The sequence below is a fragment of the Brevundimonas sp. genome (assembly GCF_031082345.1).
GTDB lineage: Bacteria > Pseudomonadota > Alphaproteobacteria > Caulobacterales > Caulobacteraceae > Brevundimonas.
Genome location: NZ_JAVHLH010000046.1, coordinates 1 through 14140 on the forward strand (window position 1 = coordinate 1; position 14140 = coordinate 14140).

At 68.5% G+C, this 14140-nt stretch carries 14 protein-coding genes; 6 read left to right on the plus strand and 8 right to left on the minus strand.

Annotation, left to right across the window (positions count from 1 at the left end; all coding sequences use genetic code 11):
• Window positions 1-85: 85 nt before the first annotated feature.
• The 4 genes from RDU12_RS04810 to RDU12_RS04825 all read right to left on the minus strand — a co-directional run bounded on the left by RDU12_RS04810 (window position 86) and on the right by RDU12_RS04825 (window position 4290).
• Window positions 86-376, minus strand: coding sequence for a DUF1153 domain-containing protein (locus tag RDU12_RS04810; RefSeq protein WP_168046867.1), 291 nt, complete (start codon window positions 374-376; stop codon window positions 86-88).
• Between the two features lie 163 nt (window positions 377-539).
• Window positions 540-2024: a flagellar hook protein FlgE gene (gene flgE, locus RDU12_RS04815; protein WP_300289691.1), complete on the minus strand. Its 1485-nt coding sequence runs from the start codon at window positions 2022-2024 to the stop codon at window positions 540-542.
• Window positions 2025-2037: 13 nt separating this feature from the next.
• A complete protein-coding gene (locus RDU12_RS04820; protein WP_300289692.1) occupies window positions 2038-2787 on the minus strand; it encodes a flagellar hook assembly protein FlgD in 750 nt (249 codons plus the stop codon).
• A 3-nt stretch (window positions 2788-2790) separates the two neighbouring features.
• Window positions 2791-4290 carry a flagellar hook-length control protein FliK gene (locus RDU12_RS04825; protein ID WP_308684181.1) on the minus strand — a complete coding sequence of 500 codons (1500 nt, stop codon included), beginning with the start codon at window positions 4288-4290 and terminating at the stop codon, window positions 2791-2793.
• A gap of 392 nt (window positions 4291-4682) precedes the next feature.
• On the opposite strand from RDU12_RS04825, the gene flgK reads away from it, so the two are divergent.
• From flgK to RDU12_RS04855, 6 genes are all read left to right on the plus strand, one after another.
• Entirely contained in the window at window positions 4683-6797 is a 2115-nt protein-coding gene (gene flgK, locus RDU12_RS04830; protein ID WP_300290509.1) for a flagellar hook-associated protein FlgK, read from the plus strand.
• On the plus strand, window positions 6797-7723 hold the full coding sequence (locus RDU12_RS04835; protein ID WP_300290508.1) for a flagellin: 927 nt from the start codon (window positions 6797-6799) through the stop codon (window positions 7721-7723). The genes flgK and RDU12_RS04835 overlap by 1 nt, the downstream gene beginning before the upstream one ends.
• 132 nt (window positions 7724-7855) lie before the next feature.
• Window positions 7856-8971, plus strand: coding sequence for an ABC transporter permease (locus RDU12_RS04840; protein WP_300290507.1), 1116 nt, complete (start codon window positions 7856-7858; stop codon window positions 8969-8971).
• Window positions 8968-9759 carry an ABC transporter ATP-binding protein gene (locus RDU12_RS04845; protein ID WP_300290506.1) on the plus strand — a complete coding sequence of 264 codons (792 nt, stop codon included), beginning with the start codon at window positions 8968-8970 and terminating at the stop codon, window positions 9757-9759. Before RDU12_RS04840 ends, RDU12_RS04845 begins: the two co-directional genes overlap by 4 nt.
• Before the next feature lie 13 nt (window positions 9760-9772).
• Window positions 9773-10711 carry an MlaD family protein gene (locus RDU12_RS04850; protein WP_300290505.1) on the plus strand — a complete coding sequence of 313 codons (939 nt, stop codon included), beginning with the start codon at window positions 9773-9775 and terminating at the stop codon, window positions 10709-10711.
• The gene (locus RDU12_RS04855; protein ID WP_308684182.1) at window positions 10708-11322 is read left to right on the plus strand and encodes an ABC-type transport auxiliary lipoprotein family protein; all 615 of its coding nucleotides are present in this window, start codon (window positions 10708-10710) and stop codon (window positions 11320-11322) included. Before RDU12_RS04850 ends, RDU12_RS04855 begins: the two co-directional genes overlap by 4 nt.
• Here the strand turns inward: RDU12_RS04855 and RDU12_RS04860 are convergent, their stop codons facing one another.
• The 4 genes from RDU12_RS04860 to RDU12_RS04875 are packed head-to-tail and all read right to left on the minus strand — an operon-like array spanning window position 11323 to window position 14038.
• The gene (locus tag RDU12_RS04860) at window positions 11323-12168 is read right to left on the minus strand and encodes a toxic anion resistance protein (RefSeq protein WP_308684183.1); all 846 of its coding nucleotides are present in this window, start codon (window positions 12166-12168) and stop codon (window positions 11323-11325) included.
• A 49-nt stretch (window positions 12169-12217) separates the two neighbouring features.
• A complete protein-coding gene (locus RDU12_RS04865; protein WP_300292983.1) occupies window positions 12218-12871 on the minus strand; it encodes a 3-oxoacid CoA-transferase subunit B in 654 nt (217 codons plus the stop codon).
• A gap of 43 nt (window positions 12872-12914) precedes the next feature.
• A complete protein-coding gene (locus tag RDU12_RS04870) occupies window positions 12915-13298 on the minus strand; it encodes a four helix bundle protein (RefSeq protein ID WP_300292985.1) in 384 nt (127 codons plus the stop codon).
• A gap of 35 nt (window positions 13299-13333) precedes the next feature.
• The gene (locus RDU12_RS04875) at window positions 13334-14038 is read right to left on the minus strand and encodes a CoA transferase subunit A (protein WP_300292987.1); all 705 of its coding nucleotides are present in this window, start codon (window positions 14036-14038) and stop codon (window positions 13334-13336) included.
• Between the last annotated feature and the right edge of the window lie 102 nt (window positions 14039-14140).

Consider the following 14140-nt stretch of genomic DNA (forward strand, 5'->3'; position numbering starts at 1 on the left):
TCGAGGCCGGCTGAAAATCGGTCCCGGAAACGACAACGGCCGCCCCCGTCGCCGGGGCGGCCGTCGTATCTTTCGGGGAGTGGATCTAGCTGCCGCGGCCGTAGTGCTGGATGCGGGTCGTGCGCAGGCCCTGCATGCCCCACTTGTCGATGGCCTTCTGCCAGGCGAGGAACTCCTCGGCGGTCAGACGATAGCGCGCCAGCGCGTCGTCCAGGCTGATCAGTCCGCCGCGCACGGCGGCCACGACCTCGGCCTTGCGGCGGATCACCCAGCGGTCCGTATTGGCCGGCGGAAGATCGTGCAGGGTCAGGGGCGTGCCCGTCGGGCCGACCACGTACTGTTCGCCTTGATTATTAAGGCGTCGCTCTTGCAACATGGGCTTATGCCTCATTGACCACCATCACTAAGGCTGAACCGTAGCGGTCGGCGGCTAAGGGCCGTTTAAGCGTCGTGGTGAAGGAAAACCTAAAATGGCCCTCCTCCACCTGCTCAACATTCAACAAAGACTTCATTGAGGTTTACGGCCCCTTACTCGGAGATCAGCGTTTGATGCTGATGAGTTCAGCCAGCATTTCGTCTGCGGTGGTGATGATCTTGGACGAGGCGGAGTAGGCCCGCTGGGTGGTGATCAGGCCGGTGAACTCCGCCGACAGATCGACCGTGGAAGCCTCGAGCTGGGAGGCGCCGAGCATGCCGGCGCCGCCGGAACCCGCAGCCTTGAGGTTGAACGTCCCGGAACCCTGGCTGACCCGGAATGCGTTGCCGGACACTTCTGACAGCGCGTCGGCGCTGGGGAAGGTCGCCAGGGCGACCTGGGCGATCTGGCGGGTGACGCCGTTGTCGAAGATGGCCGTGACGAAGCCCTTCTCGTCGATCTTGACCTCCGACAGGTTGCCGAAGGCGGTGCCGTTGGTCAGCGTGGCCTGGACCACCGAGGCGCTGTCGTACTGCGACAGGCCCCCGGCGGCGGCGGTGAGGTCGAAGGTGATGACCTGATCATCGATGCCGAGTTGCTGTCCCCACATGAACTCGCCCGCGCCCAGGGCGGCCGGATTGGTGTCCGAGGCCCGGAAGGTCAGCGATGCGGCGGACGGGTCGGCGAACAAGGCCGCGCCCGCCGGCATGGCGGCCATGGCGTCCACGTCCAGACGGCCGTCCTGGGTGAAGGCGATCAGGCCCGACTTGAGCACGCCGTCGACGCCGAGACTGGCGTCGGTGGTGACGTCGGATGCAGGCATGGCCCGCACCTCGGCGTACCATTGGTTCGGAATCGTGCTCTTGAGGAAGGACACGGCCAGCGTGCGCTGTCCGCCCTTGGAGTCAGAGACCGGGATGGTGACTTCGAAGTCCGGCTTCACGCCGTTCCCGGTCTCCGGATCCCACATGGCCATCGAGTTGGTCATGACGTCATAGGCACCGGCGGCGGCCGGATCGGCGGGGTTGGCGTCGCGCGCCGCCCGGGCGATGGCCTCGGGCGAGGTCTCCTGGCTGGAGCGGAGGTTGGCGTTCAGCTGGACCCGCGTGGTGGGTTCGGCCGCACCGCCGACCGAGCCGACGTTGATGGTCCGCAGGCGGTTCAGGTCCGAAGGGTCGGTGGTGATGTCGCCGTTGGCGTCGACCGGCCAGCCCTGGAGGTACAGGCCGGCGGTGTTCTTCAGATAGCCGAGATTGTCGACCCGGAAGGCGCCGGCGCGCGTGAACAGGCGGGAGTCCGCCGGCGTCAGGTTCTCGGCCTTCTCGGTCACCACGAAGAAGCCCTGACCGGCGATGCCCAGGTCGGTCGAGGAGGTCGTCCGCTGCAGCTGTCCGTTCTGGCTGGTGTAGTGGCGCGCGCCCGCCAGCACGCCGCCGGCGGAATAGCCGGCCCCGGCGCTCTGGGCATTGACGACGGTCTGGAACTCGGCGGCCGAGCGTTTGTAGCCGACCGTGTTCACGTTCGCGATGTTCTGGGAGATGGCCGCCAGGGCGGCGGAGTTGGCGGTCAGGCCGGACACGCCGGCCAGTAGTGCGCTGTTGATGCTCATGGCGCGGGGCTCCTTACGAGAACAGTTTCAGGGGATTGAGAGAGGAGGCGAGCGAGGCCAGCAGGCCCTCGTCGGCGGCGGCGGAAGGGGTTGCGGCTGTTCGGGCCTCTTCCAGCGCGATCAGGCTGGACATCGGCAGGATCGAATTTCCGACGGTCAGGAAGACTTCCCCGTCGTACATCTCGACGCCGGTGACGCGGCCCTGGGTCAGGACCTGGGCGTCGATGGCGCCGCCGGAGGCGTCCTTGGCGACGACCCTCAGCGAATAGACCTGGCCTTCCTCGCCGTCATTGCCGCTGGTGGCTTCGCCGTCCCAGGAGAATTCGTGGACGCCGGTGGTCTTGTCCGGCGCGTCGCCGGACCAGACCACGTTGCCCGCGCCGTCCACGACTTCGAGCTTGGCCGTCGACGCGTTGGAGGCGATCTCATAGCTCCACGCGGCCTCGCCGTCGGTGAACTTGGTCGCCGACCAGGCCGCGGTCGCCTCCTTGCCGATATAGTTGGCCGCGCTTTCGAGACCGCCGCCGCCCTGGGCCGAGACCAGACTCTTGAGCAGTTCATTGGTCAGCAGTTGCTGCTCGACGCCCGCCATCTGCGTCAGCTGGGCGGTGAACTGGTTGGAATCGACCGGCGACAGCGGGTCCTGGTTCTTCAACTGCGAGGTCAGAAGCGACAGAAAGGTCTCGAAATTCGAGGCCAGCATGGCCGAACCGCTGTTGATCCGGTTGGTCGCGTTATTGGTGGTGGTGACGGCGTCAACCATCGGTCAGACCTTCATGTCCACGCCCGAGGGCGAGAGGGAGAGCGCCAGCCATTGCGGCGGCTGGGCCACGTCGACTTCGGATTTCAGGCGGGCGGCGGCGGCGAAGGCGCGGTTCTGGCCGTGCCGGGCGTCCTGCCCGCGGTCGAAGGCGCTGGAGCCGCTGTCGCGGTCGGCGAATTCAAAGGCGTCCTCGGCCAGGTGGAATCCGGCGGCCTCGAGCTGTCGCCGCAGTTCGTCGACCCGACCGCGCATGTCAGTGGCGGCGGCCGGATTGTCGAACGCCAGCCGCGCGGCGAGCCGGCCTTCGGAGTCGATATCCAGCTTGACGTCCACCCGGCCCAGTTCGGCCGGCCTCAGCGCGATCTCGAAGCGGGTCGAACGGCCTTCAAGCCTGCGCTGGATTTGCGCGGCGATCTGGGCCGTGGCGTCGATGGAGGCTCGGGACAGGGTCGACAGGCTGTGATCCCGCGCCGGGGCGGCGGCTTCGGACTGGGCCGTCGTCGGTCCGCCGGAGGAATGGCCTTCGTCCTGGGCCGGGGCCGAGGAGTCTGCTTGCGGGGCGACCGGCGTCGGTGCGGTCGGCGGGGACGGCCTGGCGGCGGGGTCCGCAGGCGCGGACGGCGCCGAACCGGTCACGCCCGTGGCTTTCGCGGCCGCCGGCGTGGAGGTTGGCGCGGTTTGCGTTTCGTCCAGCGGCTTCGACGTGCGTTCGGCCAGGGCCCTCAACGGCGGCGGCGGTTGAAGCGAGGGTGGATGCCCCAACCCGGTTCCCGGGCGGGCCGGGCCGCCCGCGGATCCGGACTCGGCGGTTTCCATGACGTCCCCCCCGCCCGTTGCAGGCGGCGCGTCATCCGCGGGGTCCGTTCCGGGCAGGATCTGCGGCTGGGGCGCCTTGCTGTCGGATGCGCCGGGCAGAATCTGCCGGCCGAGGTCCTTGGCCGCCACGCCGGCAGGCAGGACGAGCGGTTCGGCGTCCTTGGCCGGCGTCGTGCCGGGCAGGACCTGCGGCTCCGGCGCCTTCGTCTCCACGGCGCCTGGCAGGACGAGCGGTTCGGCCTCCTTGGTCGGCGTCGCATCCGGCAGCACCTGCGGCTCCGGCGCCTTGGCGTCCACGCCGCCAGGCAGGACAAGCGGTTCGGCGTCCTTGGTCGGGGTCGCGCCCGGCAGCACCTGCGGCTCGGGCGCCTTGGTCTCCGCGGCGCCTGGCAGGACGAGCGCCTCGGCGTCCTTGGCCGGCGTCGTGCCGGGCAGGACCTGCGGCTCCGGCGCTTTCGCGTCCACCGCGCCCGGCAGGACAAGCGGCTCGGAGCCGTCATCCGCGGCCTTGGCGTTGGCCAGCTGTGTCGTGCGCCCGTCGTGCGAAACGGCGCCGTCCTCGCCGTCCGGTGAGAGAAGCGCGGCGAGAATACCCCGGAAGCCGGACGCGTCTTCGCTCGCCGACGATCCCCGCGGGGCGCCTGGCGCGACGGACGCGATCATGGAGAGGATGGCTTGAGCGGACATAGTCCCGAGGGGCGTCGCCGGAGCGATGTGACAGGGGCGCCTGCTGCGCCGAACATTCGGAGGGCCAGCCGCAAGTCGTGGGCCACTTCATCGGCGCTCCCTAATCGACGGAAAACACGAAGGAATTTCACGAACACGCGGCATGGGGCGCTGACGCTGCTTGGTCGAATATTGCCGTGTAGAGACGTTTCTTGCCCGGCGCCGGCGCCGCAGGTGCGCTGCAGGCGTCGACTGGCCCGTCGTTTGCGCTCCTTGTCGGTCATGACTCAGGCGCGAAAGACGAACTCGCGGAATTACAGCAACTTGGCCGAGCGACCTGGGTTCGCTGCCGGGCAAAAAGCGCGCATCGACTGGCAGGCCTTGCCGGGCGCCGCCGTATTGGAGACCCCCGCATGTCGCTGAACGCCATCATGAATACGGCGAGCACCGGGTTGACCGCGGCGCAGACCCAGCTTCGGGTCGTCTCGGACAACGTCTCCAACGTCAACACCCCCGGCTATGTCAGAAAGATCGGTGATCAGGTCTCCCTGACCAGCCAGGGCATGGGCGCAGGCGTCGAGGTCGCGCGTATCCGGCTGGCGACCGACCGCTTTCTGCAGGCGGCGAGCCTGAACGCCGGCGCCGAGGCGGCCCGGCAGGGTGTTCGCCACGAGCTGTACGACCGCATTCAGTCCCTGTTCGGCGACCCGGGAGGAACCAGCGGGTTCTTTTCGCAGGTCGACTCCGTCTTTTCGGCCTTCGCGGCCAGCGCTGAGGATCCGACCTCTTCGCCCCGCCGCCAGGACGCCCTGTTCCGGACCCAGGCGCTGTTCGATGAGGCGGCGCGGATCGATGGGCAAATACGGGCCGTGCGCGAGGACGCGGACGGCCGGATCCAGAGCGCTGTCGAGAAGGCGAACAGCCTGCTGCAACAGATCGAGGGCCTGAACCTCGAGATCGCCCGCGCCACGGTGATCAATGGCGACGCCTCGGGCGCGGAGACGGCCCAGTCCGCGCTGATCGGTCAATTGGCCGAGCTGGTGGACGTCCGCGTCACGACCCGCGCCGTCGGCGGCGTCTCGATCCGCACCGGCGCCGGAACCCTGCTGGCGGGCGAAGGGGCGGCGACGCTCGGCTATACGCGCGCCGGCACCGTCACGGGCGAAACGGCTTTCAACGAGATCTGGGTGACCGAGCCCGGCGGCCAGAAGCGGCCGCTGCTGGACAGTGTGGTTTCGGGCGAGATCAAGGGTCTGGTCGAACTGCGCGACATCGAGGCCCCTGCGACCTCGGAACGGCTGGCCGAACTCGTCGCCCACGTCGCCGACGAACTGAACCGCGCCCATAACGCCAACAGCTCTGTCCCGGCTCCGGCCAGCCTGACCGGCCGCAATGTCGGTCAGGCCTTCGAAACCGCCATCGCGGGCTTCACCGGTCAGACCACGGTGGCGGTCACCAATGCAGCGGGCGTCGTCCAGGCCCGGGCCGACATCGTCTTCAGCGGCGCGACCATGACGGTGAACGGCGCGGCGGCGACGCCGGCGACCTTCCTGACCGTATTGAACGCCCAACTGGGGGGCGCCGCGACAGCCAGCTTCGTCGACGGCAAGCTGACCATCGCGGCAGGCGGGGGCAACGGGGTGGCCGTCGCCGACGATCCGGCCAGCCCCTCCAGCAAGGCCGGGCGTGGCTTCTCGCACTATTTCGGGCTCAACGACCTGATCTCGACGGATCGTCCGGCCTTCTACGAAACCGGCATGACGGCGGCGTCATCGCACGGCTTCACGGCCGGGGAGACGCTGAGTTTCCGCTTCGTGGGCGAGAGCGGCTCGAAGCTGCGGGACATACAGGTGACCGTGCCCGCGGGCGGCACGGTCGGCGACCTGATCACGGCCCTGAACGACACCGCGACGGGCGTGGGCCGCTACGGCTCCTTCGCCCTGGCGGCGGACGGATCACTCAGCTTCACCGGCTACGGCAGCCCGGCTCCGACGATGAGCGTGCTCGAGGACACGACCGTCCAGGTCCCGTCCGGGGTCTCGCTCACCGAACTGTTCGGCATCGGCGGCGGCGTGCGCGCCTCGCGCGCCGACGGCTTCTCGATCCGCACCGACATCCGTCAAAGCCCCGCCAAACTCGCGCTGGCCCAGCTGAACCTGTCCGCCGCGGTCGGCGCCTCGGCGCTGAGCATCGGCGACGGCCGAGGCGCGCTGCTGCTGGCGGACGCCGGAGAACGCTCGGCCAATTTCGCGCCCGCCGGCGATTCGTCCGGCGGTCTCATCTCGGTTTCCCGCTATGCCGCGGAGCTGTCCGGCGAGATCGGCGGCAAGGCGGTGGCGGCCAGGAATCGCAGCGATACGGCCGCGGCCCTCGCGACCGAGGCCTCAGCCCGCCAGACGGCCTACGAAGGCGTCAACCTGGATGAGGAACTGGTCCTGATGACCACCTACCAGCAGGCCTTCAACGCCTCGGCGCGGCTGATCCAGGCCGCCAAGGACATGTACGACACGCTTCTGGGGATGATCTGATGAACCGCGTCGCCACCTTCGGAAACTATCAGTCCGCCTTGCTGGACCTGATGAACGCCCAGACCCGGGCGGCCGACGCCCAGGAGCGGGTGTCGACGCAGAAGGTCGCCACCGACCTCACCGGCTTCGGCCGGCAGTCCGAGACCCTGACCGCCCTGAAGGGCGCGCAGAGCCGGATCCAGGGCTTCATCGAGACGTCGAAGACCGTAAGCGCCCGGCTGACGACCCAGGACCTGGCGATGTCCCAGGTCAGCGACGGCATTGCGGGTCTGCGCGAGGCCGTCGGCAGCGTCCTGGCGACCGACTCGGCGGGGGCCCTGATGCTGGAGCTGGAAGGGCGCTTCCAGGCGATCCGCGGCGGCCTGACCATGCGGCACCACGGCGGTTACCTGTTCTCCGGCGCCTCGACCTCGACGTCGCCGGTCAACGTCGATACCCTGGCCGATCTGGCGGCCGCGCCCGATGTGGCCTCCGTGTTCGTCAACGATACGCTGAAGACCGCCAGCCGGGTGGCGGAGGGCACGACCCTGGAGACAGGTTTCCTGGCCGATGAGCTCGGCAGCGAAGTGTTCGAAATCCTCCGGGACATCCAGATCTACCACGCGGGTGTGAACGGCCCCCTGAACGGCAAGGTCAACGACGCCCAGAAGGCCTTTCTCACCACCCAGCTCGGCCGTCTGGAACAGGCCGCCACCGGGGTGATCGACAAGATGGCCAAGACCGGTTCCATGGCGAACCAGGTCGAGAACCTCACGCGCAGCCATGAGGCGCAGCAGGTCTCGCTGGATGAGCTGGTGTCGGACCGGACCGATGCTGACATGGCGGCGGCGATCACGGATCTGCAGCTGTCGCAGGTCGCCATCCAGGCGTCAGCGCAGGTGATCTCTCAACTCCGGCAGGTCTCGTTGCTCAACTACCTGACCTGACGCTGCAAGACGCCCAGGCAACGGGTTGGTCGCCGTGTCTGAACGAATACGGCCGGGGGACGTTCTTCGCCTGCCCCAGCTTTGCCGTGCTCGGACCGTAGGCAAAATGAACGGCGCAATCTAGGTAGGGGCATGGCCGCAGCGGACTTTCAGATCGAGGACGGCGGGGGGCAGCTGACCCTGCGCCTGACAGGCGACTGGACCGCGACCAGCCTTGGCCGGATCTCGCGCCGTCTGGACGACGACCTGAATGAGCGCTGCATAGACGCCGTCGACCTGACCGACCTTGGCCGGTTCGACACGGCGGGGGCTCTCGCCCTCGTCCAGGCGAGCAATTGCGTGCTGCCGGAATCCGCATGGACGCAGCGTCCCGAGGCGGGCCGCACCTATGCCCTGGTGGAGCGGCTGGAACGCGAAAGCGCGGGGCCGCCGCGGCTGTCGCCGGCCTGGGTTCGCGGACTCGGAAAGGTCGGCCGGGGCGTGGAGGACATCGCGGCGGAGGCCACGCTGTCGATGGCCTTCCTCGGCCGGTTGATCACGGCGACGGGATCGACGTTCAAGCACTGGAACTCAATCCGCTGGGCGGCCTGGTTCAGCCAGGCGGAACGGGCAGGCCTCGACGCCATTCCGATCGTTGCAGTGACCAGTTTCTTCATCGGGGCGGTCATCGCCTTCATCGGGGCCGATCTGCTGCAGACTGTCGGATTCGACGTCTTCGCCGTGGAACTGATCTCCATCTCGGTCCTGCGCGAATTCGCCGTGGTGATCGCCGCCGTGCTGCTGGCCGGCCGTTCCTCGTCATCCTTCGCGGCGGAAATCGGATCGATGCGAATGAACCAGGAGATCGACGCCATGCGGGTCATGGGGGTCAATCCGTTCCAGGCCCTGGTCATTCCCAGGCTCGCCGCCCTGATCATCATGCTGCCGCTGCTCACCTTCATCGCCATGCTCACCGGCATCTTCGGCGGTCTGTTGGTGACCTGGAGCGAACTCGGTCTTGGGCCGGCCTTCTTCATCCAGCGAATGGCGACGACCGCGGACATGGGGAACCATCTGTTCGTCGGCCTTTCAAAGGCGCCGGTGTTCGCCCTGGTCATCGCCGCCATCGGCTGCCGCCAGGGCATGGCGGTCGCCGGTGATGTCGAAAGCCTCGGGCGACGGGTGACCGCGGCGGTGGTCCAGGCCATCTTCGCCATCATCTTCCTCGATGCGCTGTTCGCCCTCATGTTCATGGAGTTGAACATTTGAGCGCCCCGGCGGATCAGACCCGGACTCCGGAACTTCTTGTCGAGGTGCGCGGCCTGCTGAGCCAGTTCGGCGACCGCGTCATCCACGAGAACCTCGACCTCGATCTGGAGCGGGGCGAGGTGCTCGGCGTGGTCGGCGGATCGGGCTCGGGCAAGACGGTGCTGCTCAATTCGATCATCGGCCTGAAAGAGCCCGACGGCGGATCGGTGCGCGTCTTCGGCCATGACATGATGGACCTCAGCAAGGCCGAGGCGGCCGACATGGAACGGCGGACGGGAGTCCTGTTTCAGCAGGGCGCCCTGTTCTCGTCCCTCAGCGTCATCGAGAACGTCGCCTCTCCCCTGATCGAGCACACCCGCCTGCCCAAGGAGGTCATCCGCGAACTGGCGGAAATGAAGATCGCCATGGTGGGACTGAAGCCGGAGGCGCACCATCTGAAGCCGGCCGAGCTGTCCGGAGGCATGCGCAAGCGGGTCGGGCTGGCGCGGGCGCTGTCGCTGGATCCGGAGCTGCTGTTCCTCGACGAGCCGACGGCCGGGCTCGACCCGATCGGCGCGGCCGCCTTCGACGATCTGATCCGTCAGTTGTCGAACGATCTCGGCCTGACTGTCTTCATGATCACCCACGACCTCGACAGCCTCTACGCCATCACCGACAAGGTGGCGGTCGTGGCGGACAAGCGGATCGTGGCCAAGGCGACGGTTCAGGAGTTGGAACAGTCGGACCATCCGTGGATCCGGGAATACTTCCTCGGCCCGCGCGGTCGCGCCGGCAAGAAAGCCGCCTGAGGAGAGCGGAGAGATGGAAAGAGACGCTCATTACGCCGCCGTCGGCATCGCCACCATCGCCCTGATGGCGGCGCTGGCCGTGTTCGCCATCTGGCTGGCCCGGCTGCAGTTCAACAGCGACTACGATGTCTATGACATCGTCTTCTACGGGCCGGTACGCGGCCTGTCCGAGGGCGGCGAGGTGCATTTCAACGGCATCCGCGTCGGCGAGGTCACGGACCTGAACCTCGACCCGAACAAGGGCGACCAGGTCATCGCCCGCATCCGCATCGACGCCACCACGCCGGTCCGCGTCACCTCGCGCGCCCAGCTGGAGCCGCAGGGGATCACCGGCCTGAACTATATCCAGATCACCGCCGGCAATCCGCAGAGCGCGATCCTGAAGGAGCAGTATCCCGACAACGTCGTGCCGGTGATCCAGAGCCAGCCGTCGCCGATCGCCGAGCTGCTGTCCGGATCGGGTACGGTTCTGGCGCAGACCGTCGATGCGCTGAACCGGATCAACCGGGTGCTGTCGGATGACAACGTCCGCTCCTTCTCGACCAGCCTGAAGAACATCGAGTCTCTGAGCACCGAGCTGGAGGCCCGCAAGGGCATGCTGCAGCAGCTGGAGCAGGCGCTGACGCGCGCCAACTCGGCGGTCGCCGAATACGAGGCCCTGGCGGTCAGCACCCGGGGCATCATCGAAGGGGACGGGCGCGAAGCCGTGGCCAACATCAACGCCGCCGCCGAGGAGGCGCGGACCGCCGTGGCCGCGATCAACCGGATCGCGACGGGGGCCGAGGGCCCGGTCAACGAGTTCGTGACCACGGGCCTGCCGCAGATGCAGCAGGCGATCCAGGGGCTGGAGGACGCGACCCGCTCGCTGGAGGGACTGGTCGACGAGGTGCGATCCAGCCCGCGAGACTTCATCGGCCGCGCGCCGAGCAAGGAAATGGAGGTCCAGCCGTGATCCGGTCTTCGATCAAAATCGCCGTCGCGGCGGCCGGCGTCCTCGCCGTGGCCGGCTGCGCCCTGCTGTCCTCGCCGGACCCGGTGCAGACCTACCGCTTCGGCGGCCCGGCGGCGGCCACGGCGGCGGCGGAGGGGCAGGCCGGCCTGCGTCAGGTCAGCCTGCGCCGGGTCGAGTTCCCGGAGGCGGTCGAGGGCGACAAGATCCTTGGAGTGACGGGCACCGAGACGGCCTATATCGCCGGCGCCCGCTGGGTGTCGCCGGCCAGCGACCTCTATATGGAGAGCCTCGAGAACGCCTTCTCGGCGCAGGCGACCCGTGTGCGGGTTATCGGGCCGCGCGAGCTGTCTCGCGGGGAGCGGTCGCTGAATGTCGACATCCGCGCCTTCGAGGCCCGCTACGACGCGCCGGGGGCGGCTCCGACGGTGGTGGTGACGGCGCGGGCCCGCCTGCTGGCCCTGCCCGACAGGAGCGTGGCGGCGGAGCGGACCTTCACGGTGCAGCAGCCGGCTTCGGAGAACCGGGTCTCGGCGATCGTCGAAGCGTTCGACATCGCCACGCGGGACCTGAACACCCAGATCGTGGCCTGGACCGACGCCAACGCCGGCTGATCAGAGCGGCGACCGCAGGTCGGAGAGCCGGGTCTCGATCTGGGCGCGCCGGCCGCGCGAGGCGGTCAGTTCGGCCAGGGCCCGGTCGATACGGCCGAGCAGATCGTCGCGCAGGGCCCGCAGGCGGTCGCGGTCGGGCCGGACCTTCTTCGGACGCTTGCCGGCGAGACCGAGCGCTTCGCTCCAGCCCTGACGCCAGTCCGCGACTCCGTCGCCGCAGGCCTTGAGCGCCTCGGCGGCCCGGGCGTCGGCGTTCTGCGCGCCCCGGATCAGGGGCAGGGCGCCGAGGGCGGCGGCGCGGCAGGCGTCGAGCGAAGCCTTGCGGGCTTCCAGCGGATGCGGCGGCGCGTCGTCGGCGGGGGCGTGGCCGGAGAGGCGGCGGACGGCGGCGATCAGGTGGGCGTCGAGTTCGACCATGGCGTCGCGGACGTCGGCCCAGACCGTGTCGAGCGCGCCGGAGCGGCGGGCGGCGTCCTCGACGCGGCCGGTCAGATCCGATGCGGCCTCCGAGAGGGCGGCCGAGGCGCGGCGGAAGGTTTCGCGGAAGGCCCGGAGCCGCTTGCTGCGGCTGTCGAACAGGCCGGCGAGGCCGCGGCGGGGTTCGAGCGCGTCGGGGTCCAGGCCTTCCAGCACGGAGCGGGCCCGGGTCAGCTGGTCGGCGGCCTCGCCGAGATCGCCGGACCGGGCGGCGGCGAGGGCGGCTTCGATGCGCTCGGCCGCGGCGGCGCGGGCCGGTTCGGCGAAGGCGTGGGCTTCGGCCTCGTCGTAGCCCGCCTGGATCGACTCGACGCGGGCGGCGTCAGGCGCCGGTGCATGACCCTGCCAGCGGTAGCTTCCGTCAGCCATCGGCCTGTCCCCCCTCAGCGGCCCCGCGGGCCCGGAGGGTCAACTATGCCTACGCCTTGAGGCCTTCGGCAACGGTGTAGCTGGCCTCGGTCCTGGCGGCGACCTCGTCGAGGGTGACGCCCTCGGCCAGTTCGATCAGCTCCAGACCCGCGCCGTCCGGCTTGACGTCGAAGACGCACAGGTCGGTGATGATGCGGCTGACCACGCCCGTGCCCGTCAGGGGAAGGGTGCAGGATTTCAGCACCTTGGACTGGCCGTGCTTGTTGGCGTGATCCATGACCACGACCACGCGCTTGACGCCGGCGACGAGGTCCATGGCCCCGCCCATGCCCTTCACCAGCTTGCCGGGGATCATCCAGTTGGCGATGTCGCCGTTCTCGGCCACTTCCATGGCGCCGAGGATGGACAGGTTGATGTGGCCGCCGCGGATCATGGCGAAACTGTCCGAGGAGCTGAAATAGCTGGTCTCGGGGATCTCGGTGATGGTCTGCTTGCCGGCGTTGATCAGGTCGGGGTCGACCTGGTCCTCATAGGGGAAGGGGCCCATGCCCAGCATGCCGTTCTCGGACTGGAGGGTGACCTCCATGCCTTCGGGAATGTAGTTGGCGACCAGGGTCGGGATGCCGATGCCGAGGTTGACGTAGAAGCCGTCCTGCAGCTCCTTGGCGGCGCGTTCGGCCAGTTGTTCTCGGGTGCGGGGCATGAGGGTGATCCGGGTGTAGGGGATGGGGTGTGGGGTGTGGGGTTCAGGTGTCGGCGGCGTCGCGCGCACGGAGTGATCGGATGAGCGCTCCGAGGCCTCGGCCCAATTGATCACATCGGCCCAGTACAGGGTCGATCCCGGCTTGGGGTGTGTGACCGACTTCCGCAGCTATGATCAGGTGTGTTTCCAGTTCCTTCAGCGAGCCTTGTGCGATCATCAAGTGTCTGACGTAGTCCTTGCGGGTGCCTCTCCCGTATCCCTCGGCGATGTTGGCTGGGACCGACACGGCGGAGCGTCTGATCTGGGAGGTCAGGCCGAACAACTCGTCCTTCGGGAATGCTCGAGTGACGAGGTAGCACGCCTTCACAAGGGCGATGCCGTCACGCCAGACGGTCAGTTCCCGGTAGGATTTGAGCGGCGCAGTCACCCTTCACACCCCATACCCGACACCCCACACCCTGTTCAGACGCTCTCGCGTTGCCGTACCGTACGCTGTTCGATGCGCTTCTCGGGCACGGTCTGGACGATGCGGTCGACATAGACGCCCGGGGTGTGGATGCAGTCGGGGTCGAGCGAGCCGGTGGGCACGATCTCCTCGACCTCGACGACGCAGACCTTGCCGGCCGTGGCCATCATCGGATTGAAGTTGCGGGCCGTCTTGCGGAAGACGAGGTTGCCGCGCTCGTCGGCCTTCCAGGCCTTGACGATCGACAGGTCGGCGACGAGGCCGGTCTCCATGATGTAGCGCTCGCCGTTGAACTCGCGCTCCTCCTTGCCCTCGGCGACGAGGGTGGCGACGCCGGTCTTGACGAAGAAGGCGGGGATGCCGGCGCCGCCGGCGCGGATGCGCTCGGCCAGGGTGCCCTGGGGGTTGAACTCGAGCTGGAGCTCGCCGGCCAGATACTGGCGCTCGAACTCCTTGTTCTCGCCGACGTAGGACGAGATCATCTTGGCGATCTGGCGGGTGCCGAGCAGCTGGCCGAGGCCGAAGCCGTCGACGCCGGCGTTGTTGGAGATGACGGTCAGGCCCTTGGCGCCGGAGTCGCGCAGGGCGGCGATCAGGTGCTCGGGGATGCCGCACAGGCCGAAGCCGCCGGACATGACGGTCATGCCGTCGAAGGTCAGGCCCTCCAGCGCGGCTTTCGCGTCGGGGAAGATCTTCCGCATGGATTCTCCTTGGGCTTCCTCAGGATTTTCACCGCCTGATGAATATCGACGGCCTTTCGCCGTCCGTAACGCGGGCGGGGGGCAGGGGCAAGGGGCGAGGGG